This window comes from Streptomyces sp. NRRL B-1140 (assembly GCF_001280065.1).
GTDB lineage: Bacteria > Actinomycetota > Actinomycetes > Streptomycetales > Streptomycetaceae > Streptomyces.
In genome coordinates this window covers 14190-32714 of record NZ_LGEA01000119.1, presented here as the reverse complement: position 1 = coordinate 32714, position 18525 = coordinate 14190, and the positions used below count along the sequence as shown (strand labels likewise).

Genomic DNA, 18525 nt, shown 5'->3' with positions numbered 1-18525 from the left:
GACGGCCTCGGAGATCAGGACCTCGGCGCGCGTGTTGCAGCCGTCGGTGGGGTTGGCGCCGGCGTTCCAGTGGCGGAAGGCGTCCCGGTCGTAGCCGTCGCGGGACTCCGTCCCCAGGGGCAGGGCGGCGACTGCTTCGGTCAGGGGAAGGGTCTCTGCCGCGTGGGCGGGCGCTGAGACGGTGAGAGGCAGGACAGTGAGGGAGGCGGCGGCCAGGCCGCGCAGCACGGCTTTGAGCATGAGCTGTTGATAGCGGCCCGTGACGGGGCGCTATCACCGGTTTGTTCAGTGCGCCGCCCGTGTGGGTGCAATGGTCATACCGGGCCAAGTGCGCAAGCGCCACGTCGGGGGGCGAGTCAGGCGCCCGGCAGGACGGAAGAGCTGCGGGCCCGTGCACGTGCGCGGGCGCAGTTGCGCTCATAGCCTGGTGTTGCTCGGGGTAGCCACGGAGGTCTGTCATGCCTCGAAACATCTGGAGCGGCGCGATCAGCTTCGGGTTGGTCACCGTGCCTATCTCTGTGGCCAGCGCTACCGAGGACCACTCGATCCGGTTTCACCAGTACCACCTGGAGGACATGGGCCGGGTGCGGGTGCGTAAGTACTGCGAGATCGAGGACCGTGAGGTCGACCAGGGTGAGATCGGCAAGGGCTACCAGCTGACCAAGGAGCAGGTCATCCCGATCAGCGACGAGGAGCTGCGGGACCTGCCGCTGCCGACAGCGAAGGCGATCGAGATCGTCGCGTTCGTGCCGCTGGACTCCGTCGACCCTCTGAAGATCGGTGAGGGCTACTACCTGGCCCCGAGCGGGCAGGTGGCCGCGAAGCCCTACAAGCTGCTGCGCATGGCCCTGGCCCGGTCCAGCAAGGTGGCCGTCGCGAAGTACGCCTGGAGCGGCAGGGAGCGGTTGGGCCTGCTGCGGGTACGCGAGGACGTTATCGTTCTGCACGCGATGCGGTGGCCTGACGAGATCAGGTCGCCGGAAGAACTGCTGCCGCCGCCGGTCGAGCTGAGCGGGGACGAGATCGACGGCGCGCTCGCGCTCATGGACAGCATGACCCGTGAGGACCTTGAGGGTGAGGACTTCCAGGACTCCTACACCGAAGCCCTCTCGCAGATCATCGAGGCCAAGCGGGAGCACCGCGAGCCGCCGAAGCTTGCCGAGCCGGAGTCGAAACCCGGGCAGATCGTCGATCTGATGGCCGCCCTGAACGAGTCTGTGCAGCAGGCCCGGGCCTCGCGCGGCGAGGACGCCGATGTGCACGAGCTGCCGAAGAAGGCGGCGAAGAAGCAGCCGACCAAGAAGACCGCCGCGAAGAAGGCCGCGGCCAAGAAGACATCCGGGCGCCGGCCGCGCAGCGCCTAGACCTCGATGCCGAGCGCGGTGTCCGGCCGGCACTTCGAGCACGCCGGTACCTGATGGCGGAGTGCCTCGATCGCCTGCGCCCGGGTCGCAGGCTTCGCCCGCTTGCCCGGGTCCCAGCACTCGCCGGTATGTACGGCGACGGTGTTGTTGCGGTCCAGGCCGCGCTCGATCAGCCACTCGGGTGCCGGTGGGCGCCGTGCTTCGCCGACGCGGCGTTCTGCCTCGCGGCGTTCCTCGTCGGCGATCCACCGGCGGGTGCGGGCCAGGTCGCGCTCCTGCACACGCTCCAGGAAGCGGAGCGGCGCGAGTCGCGACGACTCTGTATCGTTCACGTGTTCGATTCTATGATCGTGGCGTCACGCAGCCCATCCCAGGAGCAGGCATGAATCGTGAGGGGGCAGCCCGCAAGCTGGGCGTTGAACCGGCCTCCCTCTCCCCAGCCCCGGCCGCGCCCCGCTTCGCCCAGACCTGGGCGCGGATGCTGCAGGAGCCGCCCTGCTCTGCCTGCGGCCGACCGTCACGCACCAGCGGCGTGATCCACGACCCGGACCACGGGAGCCGCTGGCTGGACCGATGCCGGGAGTGCTTCCTCGCGACACCGCCGACGCTGGATGTGCCGCCGGGGCGGTTCCTCGAGGAACTGCGCGAGGTCGCGGCCGACGCGCGGCTGCGGCTGCGCACCTACACCGACGAGGCCGGGTGGGAGGGTGAGTGACGTGGATGACGAGCGGTTCCACCTCATCCTGACCGCGGACGGGAAGCCGGTGATGCACGGCTGGTGGGGCAAGAAGCCAACAGCCGAGCACCAGTACCTGTCATGGATCGGCTCATGGGGCAGCATCGACGGCGCCCGGATCGTTCTGACCGAGCGCGCCGACGGCGGCGAACGGGTGCTCGCCAGCTGGCCTGAGGACTCGTAGGTCAGCCGCCGGCCACGAGCTTCGGGTGGCGTGCTGCCTTCTTCACGTCCGCCTCGACCTGGTGGCGCGGTGTGCCCTGCTCCTTGGCGTGTTCCGTGACGGCGGTCTGGATGTCGCCGGCGAGGTCGCGCCAGGCCCGCCAGGCGGTCGCCCAGGAGTTTGCTGCTCGTCGGTCCAGGCAGTCTGGGCCGGTGGACCGTACTGGTCCTGGAGCTGCCCGACGGTGGTGTGGGCCTCATCGGCGGCGCGCTGCATCTGCACGAGGTCTTCGTGCTGCCGGCGCGGACACGGCCCGGCCCCACGCGGAGGCTGTGTGATGCGGGCGTCATGCCGGGCCTCTACTCGGTCGGGTGAAGAGCGCGAGATCGGGAAACCCTGGCGGCCGCTCACACGTCGTGCCGGGCATGAAGCCGATCAACGAAGCGCACGTGGCAGAACCGGGCCTGGCCGTGGTGGAGGTCGCGGCCGCCGATGACGAAACCGCGCTCGCGGTCCAGGAGCTGCTCGCCGCACGATGCGCGATCGCACCGGCGGACCGTGCGACACGGGAGCCCGGCGAGCCCGGCGTACGGCTGCGCTGCTTCCTGGACCTGCGCCAGGAACCCAGCTCATAGCGCTGCGAGCACTATTTCTCACCTGCCGCGTCGATTGGCTTCCTCCCGCTGGATCAGCGCTGCCCGGATACGGTGAGCGCCGTATCCGGGCAGCTGTGCTTGAAGGCGTAACCTTCTGATCGTTCGCCCTGGCTTGCCGGTTTCAGCTGGTCGGTCCTCGCCGGTTGGCGATGAGCCGATGCCACAGTGCCGCGGCGGGATAGGCGAGCGCCCCGACCACTGCTCCCCATATGACGAGCCAGAGCATGCCAGCCGTGCCCCAGTCCACCCGAGGTAGTACGAAGGGCCCTGTAAGGACCAGGAGAATGAGGCCGACTACCAGCCTGGTCTGGGCCTTGCTGTCCAGCACTACGTCACTCCTCACGGCTGCGCGTCATTGCAGCTCCTCGTAAGTCCCTTGCACAGCTCCGCCTACAGCACCGGCGAAACCTCCGATCGTCGCGCCCGCGACGCAACCGGTGGCCAAGGACGCGATGCATCCGGTTACGCCTCCGCCGACGGCGGTCGCCATGGACTTCTTCCCGACTCTCTTGACTGCGTCCAAGAACCCGAGCCCAGCCGGATCCGTGAAGTTGATCGGATCACCTGCGGCATAGAGATAGGGATTCGTCTCCTGCCCCGACGGGTCGGGTTGGGTGAAGCGGCCGAGGGACGGGTCGTAGTAGCGGTGGCCCATCTTGTACAGCCCGGTCGGGTCGAGGTAAGCGCCGGTGTAGCGGTGCGGCTGGGGGACGGCCTCAGTGGTGGTGCCGCGGGGCAGGCCAGTGGGGCCGTAGGCGTAGGTGTGCGTGCGCTTGCCCGCGTCGTCGACCAGGCCGAGGACGTTGCCCGTGGCGTCGGTGAGGTAGTAGTAGGACTTCCCCCCAGTCGTCATGGAATTCAGCGTGCCCGCGGGTTCGCGGATGAATCCGGTGTCCACGCCGTTGGTGGTCGTGGACGCCAGGCCGAGCGCGGTGTGGTGGAACCAGGTCGAACCCAGCTTGGTGCGCTCGGAGTTGTCCGTGCCCGCGTGGACCAGGTCGTAGGACTTGCCGCCCGCGGTGATGGAGGAGAGCTGGCTGTGGTCCGTCCATGTCTCGTTCGTGCGGGCGGTGGTGCTCGCGCCTGCCGTCTCGTTGCCGAGCTTGTCGTAGGACCAGCCCGTGGTGGAACCGTTCTTGCCAGTCAGTTCGCTGGCGTCGTCGTAGGTGTAGGTGGTGCCGCCCGGGCAGGCGTTCTTGCTGCCGTCCTGGGAGGTGAGGTTGCCGGCCTTGTCCCAGCAGTACAGCCACGACGCCTTACGGGCACCCGCTGAGTCGGCTTCCAGGGCGTAGCGAAGGCGGTCCTGGGAGTCGTAGTCGTAGGTGGTCTTGTACTTGGTGAGGTTGTCGGTGCGGGTGCGGATCTTCGTGGTGTCCTTGCCCGCGGTGTTCTTGTAGCCGTAGGTCAGGTCGATCAGCGTGGTCGTCCCGGAGGTGGTCTTGATGCTTTCGGGGCGGCCGTTGTCGTCGATGCCGACGGCTTGGGTGGTGCCGCCGGGGTAGACGGTCCTGGTGCGCTTGTCGTTCTCGTTGTAGTCGAAGTCGGTTTTCTTGCCGTCGGGGGCGGTCAGGTAGTCCAGGCGGCCGGCCTTGTCCCAGGTGTAGTCGGTCTTGCCGGTCGGGTCGGTGTAGTAGTCGACGTCGCCGCCCGGGGTGTAGGCGAGGGCGGTCTGGGCGCCGTTCTGCAGGGTGCGGACGCTTTCGCGGTTGAGCTTGTCGTAGGTCCAGCCCGTGGTGCCGGATGCGTCGGTGCGGGATTTGACGTTGCCGTCGCCGTCGTAGGAGTAGGTGACCGTGGCGTTGGTGGAGGACACCTTGGTCACGCGGTCGCGGTTGTCGTAGGTGTGGACGGTCTTGATGCCGCGTCCGTCGGTGACGGTCTCCACCCGGCCGAGCGGGTCGTAGGTGTAGGTCGTCGTGCCCAGTGGGGCGGGCGGGGTGACCTTCTTGAGGTTGCCCTTGGTGTCGTACTCGAACGAGGTGACCTTGCCGCCCGCGTCCTTGGCGGCGCAGCGCTGGCCCTCGAAGCCGCCGCAGGTCGGGGTGTCCTTGTTATAGGTGTACTCGCGGGTGCCGCCTGCGGTGCCGGACGTGGTGACCGACATGGTGTTGCCGTTGGTGTCGTACTTGAAGGTGTCCTTGCGGCCGTCCGCGCTGGTGAAGTCGTTGGGCAGGTCGGTGCCGGCGACGGTCTGGTAGGCCGTCACCGACGCCGTCGCACCGAGCGGGAGCTTCTGGGAGACGGCGTTGTTGCGGCCGTCCCAGCCGTACGTGGTGGTGTTGCCGCCGGTGCCGTCCGCGCCCGTGCCCATCGCGTCGATCGCGCTCTGCAGCAGGTGGCCTGTGTACTTGGAGTGCCGGGAGTGATCGAGGGGGTCGGTGACCTTGGTGACCTCGCCGTCCGCGTTGTGCAGGTACTTGGTGGCGTCGCCGTCGGGGTCGGTGACCGTGGTGGTTCCCGCGTCGGAGGGGGTGGCGGCCGTGTAGTCGTAGCGCCAGGTCGGACCGACGTGGCCGCTGCTCGACGACTCGGTGGCCCGCTGCATCGACCGGACGCGGTTGTGGGCGTCGTAGGTGAACAGGGTGACGGTGCCCTCAGGGGTGGTCACCTTGGTCAGGCGGCGTGAGGAGTCGTACGCGTAGGCGGTGGCCTTGCCGTCGGTGTCGGTGGCCTTCGTCAGGTTGCCCGCCGGGTCCAGGTCGAACACGGCCGTGCGACCCGTGTGGTCCTTGGCCTGCCACTGGTTCGGGTAGGTCTTGACCAGGTCGATCCAGCGGCCCGAGCGGGTCTCGGTCAGCTTGAAGCCCTTGTGCTCGCTGCCCTCGTCGTGCTGATCGACGGTGATCGTGCCGTCGTTCTTGTCCGTGACCTTCGTCAGGGTGCCGTGCTCGTTGTAGGTGTCCTTCGTGCCCGACTTGCGGTCGGTCAGGGTGTAGGTGCCGTCCGCGTTCTTCTTCAGGTCCTTGGAGTAGCCGGTCGGTGTGGTGTAGCCACCGGTGGACGTCTCCTTGAACCGCAGGGCGTTGCCGGTGACGTCGTAGACGACCACCTCACCGTCGCCGACCTGAAGGTAGCGCTCGTAGGCCTGCCACCAGCGCTGCGACACCTTCCCCCAGGGCGCTTCCAGGGAGTTGTACGTCCGGGCCAGCTGCAGCTTCTGCCCCACACCGGCGATGTCGAAGTCCGTCGCGGCGAGCATCAGGTTGCCGTTGGAGACGTTCACCCGCGCCACCAGCGCGTCGTTCAGGCGCGTGTCGATGATCCGGTGCCAGGGCACTTCGCCCTGCCCCTCGGGAACGAACGGGGTGGCCTCGGCAGCGGCCAGCCGCTTCGCGCCGGACTTGCCGCCCGTACGGGCCTGCTGCGCCGCCCGCCACGCGGCGACCTCCGCCGACGGCTTGGCCTCAGCCTGCGACTCTGGTGCCTTGACCGACCCGGCCGGCGTCGCAGGAGCCTCCACCTTGGTCGGTTTCGTCCACGGGCTCTCCGGCTCCGGTAACTCCGGCTTCGGCGTCGCCGCCAGCCCAGGTGCCGCCGAGAGCACCACAGCGGCGGTCGTGATCGCGGAAAGGAGAGCGGTGCTGTGTGTTCTTCGGGCGCGCCAAAGAGACGTGCTTCTCGCACGTGCATGCATGAGCTTCCCCCACGGAAGACAGACAGACAGTCAGAACCGGTGAACCCGTTGGTCACCGGAGACACACAAGCTGCCAGAGGAAACGCACAAACGTGCGGGCCGTGCCCCCCAACACCCATCCCATACGGGCCGGAATCAGCCTCGCCGCTTCGACCGGGCGAATGGGGACACGGTGGAGCAATGAAGCACCACTCCACGTAGGAATTGTCTATTCCGTTACCAATTTAGACGGACACACTGACCGGAACGCTTCGACTGCATCTCAATCAGTGCATCCCGTCTGACTACTGACTGCTTTCGGTCAGGTTCAGACCTAATCGAGATGTACGGAGAGAGCGCTTACCAGCCCTTGAACCCAAACCCACACCAGAACAACTTGTCTCAGAGACGGCAGACAGCTGGCCGGGCTGCTAGGGGCACAGCTTTACTCCATGCACACTTACCGCGTCCGGCACCTTTCGACGCCGTCCACCCCCTGTGAAGGACTCCCTCGCGATGAGCGAACCGGGCAGAACCCTGCCCTCCTACCGCACCAGCACTGCTTCCCACCGGCTCGCCCGAGCAGTCCGGTACGCCGGCCGCCTCACGTGCTGGAGCCTGGCCACCGGTATGGCCACAGCCGCCACCGACCTGGTCCTCGAACCACAGACCACCTGGTGGACCGCGCTCTGGCCCACCCCCTGGTACCTCACAGGCCTGTCCATCCCACTCTGGGCGGTCCTGCGCGCCCGCGAGAAAGCCACCCACCAACCCGACGAGGACGACGACTCCCCCAGCCGGTGGGAAGAAGCCGCCTGACGGCGAGACCCCCGCAAGACCTCCGTGCGGTGTAGTCCGAGACAGCAGGCGCACCGGTGCGCCCGATGCACCGCACCGAGCGCACCGGATGCCGGGATGTTCCGCACTCCCCCACCGGGTGGAGCGCACCGAGTGGACCGCCCGATCCGCGCCACCGTGGTCTCCACTGTGCGCGGCGCGCGGTGGAGTCCACCGTGTCCACTCATCGCCGGCGGCGGCCCCGCGCGGTACGCCACGGGTTCGGCCGGCCGCCGGGGTACTGCCGTGAGCGGGAGCGGCGCCGGGCGGGTTGCGGCGTCGGCGACGGGTACAGCGCCATACGCAGCCGGGCCGCGTCGGCGAGCTGCTCCAGGCGCTCACGCTGCTCCGGCGAAAGGTGCGGCGGGGTCGGGGTAACCATGGGGGCCTCCGTGCTTGAGGGGGTGGTCCCTGGCACCCTCGCTCCCTCCCGGGTGACTTTGGGGGTGGGTGGCCGGTCGCGTCCCGGTGCCTGGCGCGGTGACTTCGTCGTCCGTCCCGCTGTGCGGGCCGCGCGGCGCTTCACGGCCGGAGGCCCTGGCCTTGGCCGGGGTCGGGCTGCTGGCGCTGCTGCTCGTGCTCCTGGCGGTGCTGGTCGACCGGGCTGGCCGGGTCGGCGGCCGGGGTCTTTCGGTTCTCCATGGCGCGGCGGCGGGTGTCGGCGGCGCGGGTGTAGGCGGCGAGCCGGTCCAGGTTCTTTGGTGTGCGCAGCCACGTCGCCGGGTTGGTCGTGCGGCCTTCCAGGTACTCCTCGGGCATCGCGGCCTGCTGGTGGGCCTGGACGGCGGCGGCCCGCTGCGCCGGGGTCGGGGCGGCGTCCCGGCCCGGGTGGTCGACGGCGTGGGGAGCGGACGCCGTCTCGCCCTCGAGGTCGCGGTGGTCGGCGGGTGCGGAGGAGGCTGAGGTCGTCGCCTCGGTGGCGGTGGCGGTGTCGGCTCGGATGCGGGCGTCGCGGATCGCGTTCTGCACGGCGAGGCTGGCGACCCGGGCCCGCTCGTAGCGGCTGGACTCCCGTGGCGGTGTGCCTTCGGCGGGGGCGATCCACCACCGGTGCGGCAGGGGGAAGTCGGCGGTGTAGGTCATCCGGTCCGCCGCCGGCGCCTCCCGGCCGGGCTTCGTGACCGTGTGGCGGCGGGAGTAGCGGAGCAGGGCCCGGTGGGCGATGTAGTCGTCCAGGCCGCGGGTGAACTCGCGGCCGCGCAGCGTCTCCAGCAGGTGCCGGCGCGCTTCGGCCAGGATGTGGCGCCGGGAGAACTTCTCTCGCACGGTGAAGACGACCGCGGCGACGTCGACGGCGGCGAGCGCCACGTCCACGGTGGGATCCACCCGCGCCCGGATCGCCGCCCCCACGGCCCGGCACCTGTCCAGAAGGCTGTCGATGAGCTGCCGTCCGAAGCGGAGGATCGCGGAGGCGCGCCACCACGCGAGCAGCTGCGCGAGCGGCTTCGGCTTCTTCTTCGCGGGCCGGGTCTCCTGCGCCGCCCACCAGCCCAGGCCGTGACGGACCCGCTCTGAGGGCAGGTGCCCGTGATCCTTCACGTACTGGTCGGTGAGCACCTCCAGGGCGTCCTCGATGCGCTGGCGGCGGGACGCCGACCAGTTGATGAGGTCCTCGGGCACTCCGGCGATCTCCATGACCGGACGCAGGCCCGGCGTGACCTCGCGCGGCACGGTCGCCAGCCCGAGGGTCTCGCACACCTCGGTCGTCATCGCCAGGGTGTAGAGCGTCCCGGCGGCCACCACGTTCTGGTAGAGGCGGTAGGTGTCCAGAGCGCCCCAGACCGGTTCGCCGTCGGCGCCCAGGCGCTGGACGCGGTTGAGGATCAGGCAGTGCTCGTGCAGGAGCGGCAGTCCGTCGCGGTTGTCGATGTGCCGGAAGGCGGCGACCACGAGCGCGGGCGTCTTTGCGCGGCCGCGGCCTGACGCCCACCGGGTCTCGGCAACCTCATCCTCCAGCCAGCGCAGCGCCGTGGCGACGGCCCGCTCGTGGGCCCGCTCGATGACCCGGCGCGTGGCAGTGTCGCCCAGTGCCCACAACACGACCAGCGACGCCTGCGGCCGGAAGGTGAAGTCCATGCCGAGCAGCGGCGTCTGCTTGCGCGCCTCGATCTCCTCGATCGGCTGCCCCAGCACCGTCAACCGGCGGGCCGTGGCCGCGTCGACGCCGTCGTCCAGGAGGCCGCGCTCGATGCGGTCGGCGTCCGGGTGCCGGCCCTCGCCGAACAGCAGCTCCAGCTGACGCTCGGACACCTCCGCGCCCTCGGTGAGCCCCAGCGCACGCAGACCACGCCCCAGCCACCGTCCCGGTGGGAGCCCGGCCAGCTCCTGGGCGTCCTTCAACGACTGTCCGGCCGGGCGGCGGCCGTCCCCGAACGCGACTCCACGTATGTAGTACCGCCACGCGTTACGCCTCTGGATCTTCGCGACACTCAGCATCGCCCCAGCACACACCGGCTCTGACCAGCAAGGAAGCGTGATCCCGCCCGGTGGGAGACTTCACTGGAACTTCACCGCCGATCCCGTGCGACGGGCACTTTCGGCGGGATGATGTCCGCTCTGCGGACACCGCCGGGCCATGTAAATGCTGCGCATCGGCGGTCGACCGAGTTGATCTCACGGGATGTTCGGGCGGCTCCTGTGGCGGGGGCACCTCGCAGTTGATGCTGGGATATGACTATCGGGGGCCGGTCCGAGAGGCAGGGACCATGCCTTGCGAATGCTGTCGATCAGAGGGCGGGCGCTGTAGGGAGATATTCCGAGTTCCTGTCGTGCATCGGCCAGCCGTTCAGGATCGCCGTCCTGGCCGTGTCCGGCTGCCAGTTGCGTGCGGCGCTCGAGTCCGTCGGTGCTGAAGATGTCGAACTTAAAGCAGCTCGGCTGAGGTTACGGCTGTGGACCGAGCCAGACCTCGCCGCTCAACGAGCGGGCCGCGCCCCTGGAAGGGGCGTTCGTGAGCGTCGGGCGCGTGCAGCGGCCTGAACGTGTTGCTGTGATCGGAGGCGCCGTTCACGAGTCAGCTCGCAGGCGGTTGACGGGATCCCGTCCGATCACTTCGATCGGACGGGACCTCTGCGCTTCGCCGGACGGGCGGCAGGCACCCCTGGCGGGCGGCGCCCGTTATCCGCTGTTCACCGCCTCCGTCGCGAGCAAGAATCGTCCGCATGTCTGCGATCCCCGGTGGCACGACCGCCTTCCACGACCTGCCAGCGTTCCTCGCCCAGCCTCGCGTCAACTCCCTTGCGCTGTCCGCCGACGGTGGCCGTCTCGTCGCCGCCGTGCAGACTCTGTCAGAGGACCGGACCAGGTTCGTGTCCGGGCTGTGGGAGATCGATCCGGCCGGGGAGCGCGAGGCGGTGCGCCTGACCCGGTCGGGGAAGGGCGAGTCCGGGCCCGCGTTCGGCCCGGACGGGGTGCTGTACTTCCTGTCGGTACGTGAGGACGACAGTGCGGAGGACACGCACGAGGGTGCCGCGCTGTGGGCGCTGCCTGTGCGTGGTGAGGCCGCCGTAGTGGCCCGGCACCCGGGCGGGATCACCGCGTTCACCGTCGCCAGGGACTCCGGCGCGCTGGCCCACACCGCCGGGCTGCTGCCCGGGGCCGCCGACGCCGACGCGCACGGCAAGCTGCGCACGGCGCGCAAGGACGCGAAGGTATCCGCGATCCTGTACGAGGCCGGGCCGACCCGCGCCTGGGACCGCGATCTCGGCCCCGAGGAACAGCACACCTTCGTGCGCGCGGGGGCCGAGGGCGTCGTGGTCGACGCCGGCGGGCAGGGCGTCGGCCTCGAGAACCCCGGGGACGTGGCGCTGTCGCCCGACGGGACGCGAGTGGCCTACACCCGGTTCGTACCCGGCCGGGTGCCCGCCGAGAACCGCACCGCCGTGGTGGTGGCACACGCGGCCACCGGCGAGGAGGTCTTCGTCCTGGGCGATGTGGAGCACCTCTACGAGGCGCCGGTGTTCACGCACGACGGCTCGGCAGTCGTGTGCTCGCGGATGACGTGGCCGACTTACGACGAGTCGATGGACATGACGCTCGTCCGGGTCGGCGTGGACGGCGGCGAGGCCGTCGATCTGCTGCCCGGGTTCGACAACTGGCCCGTCGGCGCTGTCTGTTCGACGGTCGACGACGCCCTCTTCTTCGTGGCCGATGTGGAGGGTCACGGGCCCGTCTTCCGGCGGGACGCGGACGGCACCGTGACCCGGCTCACGGCCTCGGGCGCGTATGGCTCGCTCTGCGTGGCCCCCGACGGGCGGACGCTGTACGCGCTGCGAAACGCAATCGACTCGCCGCCGCGGCCGGTCAGGTTCGAGGCCGGCGTCGCCGACCAGACGCCGGTCGAGCTGCCCGCCCCCGGTGCGTTCGCCGCGCTGCCGGGCACCCTCACCGAGGTGCACGCCAACGCGGCGGACGGGTACCGGTTGCGCGGCTGGCTCGTGCTGCCCGAGGGCGCGTCGGCCGAGAACCCCGCGCCGCTGCTCGTCGCCGTGCACGGCGGTCCGGAGGGCAGCTGGAACGGCTGGACCTGGCGGTGGAACCCGTGGCCGTTCGCGGCTCGCGGCTACGCGGTGCTGCTGCCCGACCCGGCCCTGTCGACCGGCTACGGTCAGCAGGGCCACCGGCGCGGCTGGGGGCAGTGGGGCGGGGTCCCGTACACGGACGTGATGGCGCTGACCGACGCAACCGAGGCCCGTGACGACATCGATGCCGCGCGCACCGCGCTCGGGGGCGGCTCCTACGGCGGCTACATGGCCAACCGGGTCGCCACGAGCACCGATCGGTTTAAGGCGATCGTGAGCCACGCGGGCTTGTGGGACCTGCGGTCCTTCCAGGGCGACACCGATGCCCCCTGGTACTTCCAGTGCATCTTCGGGGACCCGGCGACCCGGCCCGAGCGGTACGAGGCGCACTCCCCGTACCTGGACGCCGCGAAGATCCGTACGCCGATGCTGGTCATCCACGGCGCGAAGGACTACCGCGTGCCGGTCGGCCAGGGCGCCGCGCTCTTCCAGGATCTGCAGCGGTTCGAGGTGCCTGCGAAGTACCTGTACTTCCCGGACGAGAACCACTGGATCCTCTCCCCGGGCCACATCCAGGTCTGGTACGAAGCGTTCCTGAACTTCCTCGACCACCACGTCCTTGGTGAAGAGTGGCAGCGGCCCGGACTGCTGTGAGGGCGGGCGGGCGTCAGCCTTCGACGAGGTGGGACCCCGCTTTTGGGCAGGAGCGGACGCCGGTTCACCGCGGCCGACGGGTCAGCGGACGCTAGGTGCAGCGTCACCCCGACCCGGCAGTTGGTGACCTCGCCCGCGACGCCGGTGTACTGCCAGGGCACGCGGGTGGCGATGTCGAGGTAGTGGTGCGGCGGGGCCGCGAGCAGCGGGCTTCCAGAGTCCGGCAGTTGTACCCGTCCGATCATTTCGATCGGACGGGATCTCTGCGTTTCTGGGCTATGCGAAAGGTCTGAGGGCGGGCGGGAAAGCGCCGCTGTGAGCAAGGCTCGCGCTGCTGCCTGTGGGGTGAGGTGGAGTTGTTCCGTGCGGATCGGCTCAACCGGTGTCGGCCGGCGGTGGGCGCCCGGCGGGTATGTCACGTGGTCCGCGGAGTGGGATGCGGGGCGGCGGGCCGGTGGCGTCGATGCTGACATCGCCGTTGTGCGGCCTTCGTGGAGGGCCGTAGCACCGCTGCGGTGATCGACCTGGTAGGGATGTCGACCATGCCCGTCGCAGTGTGTCGATCGTCTGCGACCACGGCAGCGTCGTCGTCCCGCACGCCTCGTCGCGGAATACGCCGGCTCCACGACAGACCGCCGCGGCCGGGGCCTGGAAGAAGGAACATGCTCGGATCGAAGTCCATCAGCAGCAGTCGGTCCCGCTCCAGCCACGACTCGAAGCCGACGTGCCGTCCGGTCGTCGCCGCCCAGTCCCAGCCCGGGAAGTGACGCTCACCGTGCGACCAGCGGGCCGTACGCAGCGGATCGACATCCTCGAACCGGCCCGTCACTCAGTCCCGCAGCGGACGGCGACGGCGCCCGCACACCGCGCCCACGTACGGAACCTAATCGCGCGACTGAGGGCCCTGGGGGTGCTGGACGGCTGTACCGGCTGGGGGGCGGATCACGCGGGTCCGTGCATCGAGTCCGCTGGGACAGAAGCCCGAACGACTCGGTTCGTTGAGAAAACGACTCGATTGAATGAGACAGGACATGGGCGTTGTCGGGGACCGGACTGCGTGTTGTGCCTTGGGTGTCGCTTGTTGTCCGCGGACAACAAGCGACACGATCCGCCCCGTGCTGTCCAACGAGCAGGGCGAGTAAGTAAGGTAGCGCCATGACCGCCCCATACGACCCGAGCGATCGGGAAAAGGTAGTAGCTAAGCTGCCTTCTGAGCTCAGAAAAGAGCTCAAGGTGCGTGCTGCCGAGTTGGATACCGACATCCAGGACGCCGTGACCCGGGGCGTCGAAGCTTGGAGAAGGTCGAAGAGCAGGCCTCCCGTGGACACCACGGGCGGCACGTCCTTCGCCACGTACTTGCCGGCCGGGCTGTACGACAAGCTCAAGAAGGACTGCAAGTCCCGCGGGATCTCCTACAACCAGGGCATCGCGCAGTCGGTCCGGCTGTGGCTGGACGAACATCCTTCGCCGCGCCCCAAACCGCAGAGGGTCACTGGCGCCCGGCGCATCATCTTCGGCAATCAGAAGGGCGGCGTTGGGAAGACCTCGGTGTCGGCCGGCGTCGCCCAAGCCCTCGCAGAGTCTGGCAACCGGACCCTGCTCATCGATTTCGACCCGCAGGGGCACCTGACCAAGCAACTCGGTCATCCCCTCATCGACATCGAGGCGCCCAGTCTCGCCAAGCACATGCTCGGGGAGGTGAAGGGCGGCGCGCTCGCGGACTTGCTGGTCCCTATAAAGGGCGGCGACTTCGAGGACCATCTCTGGCTCCTCCCGGCGTGCAAGGATGCCTTCCTCCTGGACGCCAAGCTGGCCACCAGCCGGTTTGTGAGGATCAAAGAGACAGCTCTGGAGAAGGCTCTGGAGTCCTTGGAGCAGGAGTTCGACTTCATTGTCGTGGACTGCCCCCCGAGCCTTGGCTACAGCATGGACACGGCCATCTACTACTGCCGTACGCGGGACGGCGAAGAGGCTGACTCATCCGGCATCGTCATCCCGGTGCTGTCCGAGGACTCCTCAGCTGACGCCTACGACATGCTCGAAGAGCAGATCGAGGACCTGATCGAGGACTTGGAGATCGACATCGCCCAGCTCGGGTTCGTCGTCAACATGTACGACAGCCGCAAGGGCTACGTGGCGACGTCGTCTCTGGAGGAGTGGCAGAAGGTCGGGGAGCCGCCAGTGCTGGCCGTCGTGCCGGAGCTGAAAGACCAACGTGAAGCGGTGCGGGTGAAGGCGCCATTGCTGGCGCACGCCCCCTACTGCGAACAGGCAGAAGCAATGCGAACCATCGCACGGAGGATCAGCGGATGAGCGTCGCCGACCGGCTGGGAACCGGCTCTTCTTTCAGCGGAACTCGTCGTAGCCGAAGCGCCCGCGGCCGCGCAAAGGCCGTGACCCAGGGCGACGTCCCTGTCTACGAGCTGGTCCGGCTCCAGCTGAGCGAGGTCTCCCCCACCCCCCTCAACCCGCGCCGCAACTTCGGCACTGACGAGGACAAGACTCGCTTCGGCGAGGAACTGCGCCATGCACAGTTGGCGGCATGTGTCGCAGTTACGCGAGCCGCCTATCTCGCGCTGTGGCCCGACCACGAAGACCGGATCGGCGACGCCGCCCACGTTCTGGTCAACGGTGAGCGGCGCTTTCACAGCGCCGTCCACGTCGGGCTCGAAGCTCTGGACTTCGTCGTCCGCGACGATCTGGCGTCCAGCCGCGAAGCGTTCATCAATCACCTACTCAAGGAGAACCTCGAGCGTGAAGACTTCGACGTCATCGAGCGTGCGCGAGGCGTCGAGCAGCTCGTGGCCGTGTGTGCGGAGGCGGGGGAGCGCGGAGCCCGAACGCGGGCAGCCGAGCAGCTGGGCAAGGATCGCTCGTGGGTGACCAATCAGCTGGTGCTGCTTGAGTTGCCCGCGGAGCTGCAGGCGATGCTGAGTGCCGGCTCCCTGGCCGAGCGTGACGGACGAATGCTGGCCCGGTACGCGAAAGAGAATCCCGGCCTGGAGGCCGCAGCGCTCCTGGACCATCTGAAGGCCTCGAAGGAAGCTGCTTCCCTTGCCAAGGCCGATGAGCAGCGCAAGCTCCAGGCTCTCCGCGCCGCTGCGGACAGCGGCTTGTTGTCCGCGGACAACAAGCCCGCTGAACTGGCGCCTCTCAAGGCGGAGCCCCTGACGGGTGAGCCCGCCTCCGAAGGCCAGGGCGGAGGTTTGTTGTCCGCGGACAACAAGAGTGACGCAGAGGCGGAGACAGAACGACCGACCGCTGGCTTGTTGTCCGCGGACAACAAGCCGGTGCAGGTCGCCAACAAGCCTCCAGCCCAACGTCAGCCTCAGCAGGAGGCGGCCAGGACTTCCAGCGACTCCGCCTCGGAGGCAACGGGCAAGGACAAGGCCGACCAGCCGCGCAAGCTGCCGTATGACGATGCCTTCTTCGTGGTGAGCCACCTGCACGTGAAGATGGAGCCGGCGGTGTTCGCGAACGGCGCTCGTGTGTGGCTGAAGATCCTGCGCGAGCAGCATCCCGCTGAGTACAGCGCGCTGCTCCAGGAACTGGCCCAGCAGGAGCAAGAGCAGCAGCCTGCCTGAGGCTGAAACGCAAAAGGCCCGTACCCCCTGCCTCTTTCGCCGGGGGGTACGGGCCTTCGCAGTGGTCAGCGTGTCCGCTCGCTCCCGAGCGCCTTCGGGTTCAGCTGCGATCAACTCCCGTGGGTGCACTTCGACGCGTAGTGGATGCTGCTGCGCCCGGTGTGGCCGGACCTGCAGCACTTGGTACGGGAGCCGTCCGGCTTCCAGGTCCGGAGCCCAGGAGTGCCGCCAACGACAGCTCGGTGCAAAAGTCGATCTCGGCCAACAGCAGTCCTGATCGCGTCACATGCGGCGTGTCGCCCATGTATACGGATACCCGGCCGGTAGATCTTCTCTCGACCAAACGTTCGGATCATCGATTCGATTCGCATGAGTTCGGGGGTTCTCGATGCACATACCGTGGCTCAGGCGCGCCGGCAGACAGGCGCTCACAATGGCGACCGCGGTCGCCCTGCTGTCGGCCATGCCGTCTATGGCGCAGGCAGACGCGTCGGCTGATCTTGAGGTTGAGTCATACGTCCTGCCGATTGGCTCAGCGACGCCGTCTCTAGAGGAGTTGCAGAGCGAAGGCGGGATGGAACGTCTGCGGGGCATCGCCCGCAAGGCGGAGCCGATCGCACAGTTGCCGTACGAGACGGTTGGCCCTGCGGCGTCGTACGCGCAGCGGGCGACGCAGCCGTCCCGCACCACGCCCGTCGATTCGACCGGCTCACCGACGCCCATGATCACGGCTCCGGAACCGGCTCGCACAATGACGCTCGACGAGTGCAAGAAGGGTCTGGGCACCACCAACAGGTTCTACTTCACCTCCCGGTTCGCGGCTTGTTCGGGTGCCTCGTTCGTGCAGACCTGGCTCGTCAATGGCAGGCCCTCAGGCGTGAGCATGTTCAACGTCAGGGTCGTGGGAACGATCGCCAAGAACAGCCGCACGATCAACTTCAAGTACTACTTCACCGAGATGGAATCGCAGGGCACCACCGAGGCACCTGCGATGAAGATCGGTACCAAGGGGAAGATCCCCAACAGCTGGCCGTCCACGGTGCGCTACACCCGGGGTGGCAACATGCCCGGTACGAAGACGTTCGCCGAACTCAAGGTGCTGCGCTCGTTCGACGAAACCGTCAACGCCAAGCCTGGGCAGGGCAGTCAAGGCTCCACGGACTTGATCGCAGCCATCTACCAGCCGTCCATCACCATCACACCGCCACCCAACGCCCAGCTCACCGGCGACCTCAAGGGTGACCTGTTCTTCCTGCCGCCGCGCTGGGATGCCGCCAAGTACCTGGCGAACTCCACCGGTGGCGGCAACCCGGACAAGCGGGGCGCGGCCTCGTTCGCCTACGTCGGCATGCTGAACTACAGCACGAAGGCTGGTGCCGAGGAGCGGGCTGTGGCTCAGCACATCAAGACGGCGTTCACGAAACCACAGGACACCAAGCCGTACATGTCGGCGAAGAAGGTGCCCGGCCAGACGCCCGACCAGGCGCTGCGCCGGACGGTCAGCAAGAAGCGCAAGGAAGACAACCGCAAGGCGGCGGTCAAGCAGTGCAAACGGTACTGGGGCGCCAACTACACGCAAGGTGGCGCGCGCGAGTGCGACGAGTACCCCTTTGCCACCACCTATGAGGGCGCCGCGGAGCACGACTACGACGCGGACGCCAAGAAGTTCAACTTCTCCGTGAAACCGATCGCCAAGGAAGACAACGGAGCGGGCGGCAGCCTGCTGCTCAGCTTCTACGCCAAGAACCGGGTCATCGACGGCATGGAAGACGGCTTCATCGTGAAGATCGTCTCCTGACGTGCCGACGGCGGGAGTGTCGAACTGTCGGCGCTCCCGCCCCTGGTCCGTGTTCAGGACGTTGCGGGCCAGAACTGCACGAGGTACTTCTCCACGCCTTCGCCCGTACCCTCATGCTCCGACAGTGCCTGAGCTTCGCTGCGCCCAGCACAGCTCACCCGGACCCGCCAGGAGCCCCCCGAATCGGCAAGGGTGATCACCTCGTCGGCGCGCCCCAAGCTCATGGACCAGACGGCCACTTCACCACTGGTCGACTCGAAGTCGGTCTCCGCCTGCTCGTCCCACAGTGAAGGATCCTGCTCGGGCGGCTGGCCGTCCCACACCTCCACGGTGACCGCAGCGGTATGTGTGTGGCCGCCACTGAAGATGTCGAGACGCCCGGGGAAGTCGTTCAGGAACACGCCCTGCTTGAAGTCGTCAGGGAAGGGGACGGGCAGCTCACCGTCATCGGACTCCTGAAGTCCGAAGCCGTGATACCCCACATCCGCATCAAGGTGTTGCTGCCGGACAAGCTCGGCCACAAGAGCTCCTTTACCGCGACAAACGACTGGTCATCCCAGTGATCCTAAGTCGGCCCTTTCCAGGTGCGCAGTGGCATCG

The 18525-nt window shown here is 68.3% G+C and carries 15 protein-coding genes and 1 pseudogene; 10 read left to right on the top strand and 6 right to left on the bottom strand.

Annotated features, from left to right (window positions below; genetic code table 11):
- A pseudogene (locus ADK65_RS29360) lies at positions 1 to 240 on the bottom strand (HNH endonuclease); the annotation flags it as partial.
- Between the two features lie 218 nt (positions 241 to 458).
- Between ADK65_RS29360 and ADK65_RS29355 the strand changes: the two are divergent.
- Positions 459 to 1364 (top strand): Ku protein, encoded by a 906-nt coding sequence (locus ADK65_RS29355; protein WP_053674014.1) that lies wholly within the window; start codon positions 459 to 461, stop codon positions 1362 to 1364.
- Here the strand turns inward: ADK65_RS29355 and ADK65_RS29350 are convergent.
- On the bottom strand, positions 1361 to 1696 hold the full coding sequence (locus ADK65_RS29350; protein WP_053674013.1) for a DUF6233 domain-containing protein: 336 nt from the start codon (positions 1694 to 1696) through the stop codon (positions 1361 to 1363). The genes ADK65_RS29355 and ADK65_RS29350 overlap by 4 nt on opposite strands.
- Positions 1697 to 1746: 50 nt before the next feature.
- Between ADK65_RS29350 and ADK65_RS29345 the strand changes: the two genes are divergently transcribed.
- The 4 genes from ADK65_RS29345 (at position 1747) to ADK65_RS29330 (ending at position 2898) form a co-directional block, all read left to right on the top strand.
- On the top strand, positions 1747 to 2079 hold the full coding sequence (locus ADK65_RS29345) for a hypothetical protein (protein WP_053674012.1): 333 nt from the start codon (positions 1747 to 1749) through the stop codon (positions 2077 to 2079).
- Positions 2072 to 2284: a hypothetical protein gene (locus tag ADK65_RS29340; RefSeq protein ID WP_159038836.1), complete on the top strand. Its 213-nt coding sequence runs from the start codon at positions 2072 to 2074 to the stop codon at positions 2282 to 2284. The genes ADK65_RS29345 and ADK65_RS29340 overlap by 8 nt, the downstream gene beginning before the upstream one ends.
- 159 nt (positions 2285 to 2443) lie before the next feature.
- Positions 2444 to 2638, top strand: coding sequence for a hypothetical protein (locus ADK65_RS39840; protein ID WP_053674010.1), 195 nt, complete (start codon positions 2444 to 2446; stop codon positions 2636 to 2638).
- 50 nt (positions 2639 to 2688) lie between these two features.
- A complete protein-coding gene (locus ADK65_RS29330; protein WP_053674009.1) occupies positions 2689 to 2898 on the top strand; it encodes a DUF6207 family protein in 210 nt (69 codons plus the stop codon).
- A gap of 373 nt (positions 2899 to 3271) precedes the next feature.
- On the opposite strand, the gene ADK65_RS29320 is transcribed toward ADK65_RS29330, so the two are convergent.
- Positions 3272 to 6553, bottom strand: coding sequence for an RHS repeat-associated core domain-containing protein (locus ADK65_RS29320; RefSeq protein WP_078956201.1), 3282 nt, complete (start codon positions 6551 to 6553; stop codon positions 3272 to 3274).
- A 495-nt stretch (positions 6554 to 7048) separates the two neighbouring features.
- Here ADK65_RS29320 and ADK65_RS29315 point away from each other — a divergent pair, with 495 nt between their 5' ends.
- Positions 7049 to 7351, top strand: a complete 303-nt coding sequence (locus tag ADK65_RS29315; protein ID WP_053674006.1) for a hypothetical protein — start codon at positions 7049 to 7051, stop codon at positions 7349 to 7351.
- A 202-nt stretch (positions 7352 to 7553) separates the two neighbouring features.
- On the opposite strand, the gene ADK65_RS37525 is transcribed toward ADK65_RS29315, so the two are convergent.
- A complete protein-coding gene (locus ADK65_RS37525; protein WP_078956200.1) occupies positions 7554 to 7751 on the bottom strand; it encodes a hypothetical protein in 198 nt (65 codons plus the stop codon).
- A 140-nt stretch (positions 7752 to 7891) separates the two neighbouring features.
- Positions 7892 to 9805, bottom strand: a complete 1914-nt coding sequence (gene mobF / locus ADK65_RS37520) for a MobF family relaxase (protein ID WP_078956199.1) — start codon at positions 9803 to 9805, stop codon at positions 7892 to 7894.
- Positions 9806 to 10530: 725 nt separating this feature from the next.
- Between mobF and ADK65_RS29305 the strand changes: the two genes are divergently transcribed.
- The 4 genes from ADK65_RS29305 (at position 10531) to ADK65_RS39425 (ending at position 17925) form a co-directional block, all read left to right on the top strand.
- On the top strand, positions 10531 to 12543 hold the full coding sequence (locus ADK65_RS29305) for an alpha/beta hydrolase family protein (protein WP_053674005.1): 2013 nt from the start codon (positions 10531 to 10533) through the stop codon (positions 12541 to 12543).
- 1155 nt (positions 12544 to 13698) lie between these two features.
- Positions 13699 to 14856, top strand: coding sequence for a ParA family protein (locus ADK65_RS29300; RefSeq protein WP_053674004.1), 1158 nt, complete (start codon positions 13699 to 13701; stop codon positions 14854 to 14856).
- On the top strand, positions 14853 to 16127 hold the full coding sequence (locus ADK65_RS29295) for a ParB/RepB/Spo0J family partition protein (RefSeq protein WP_053674003.1): 1275 nt from the start codon (positions 14853 to 14855) through the stop codon (positions 16125 to 16127). The genes ADK65_RS29300 and ADK65_RS29295 overlap by 4 nt, the downstream gene beginning before the upstream one ends.
- A 433-nt stretch (positions 16128 to 16560) precedes the next feature.
- The gene (locus tag ADK65_RS39425) at positions 16561 to 17925 is read left to right on the top strand and encodes a NucA/NucB deoxyribonuclease domain-containing protein (RefSeq protein ID WP_234352989.1); all 1365 of its coding nucleotides are present in this window, start codon (positions 16561 to 16563) and stop codon (positions 17923 to 17925) included.
- Between the two features lie 53 nt (positions 17926 to 17978).
- On the opposite strand, the gene ADK65_RS29285 is transcribed toward ADK65_RS39425, so the two are convergent.
- Entirely contained in the window at positions 17979 to 18446 is a 468-nt protein-coding gene (locus tag ADK65_RS29285) for a hypothetical protein (RefSeq protein WP_053674002.1), read from the bottom strand.
- Positions 18447 to 18525 lie beyond the last annotated feature (79 nt).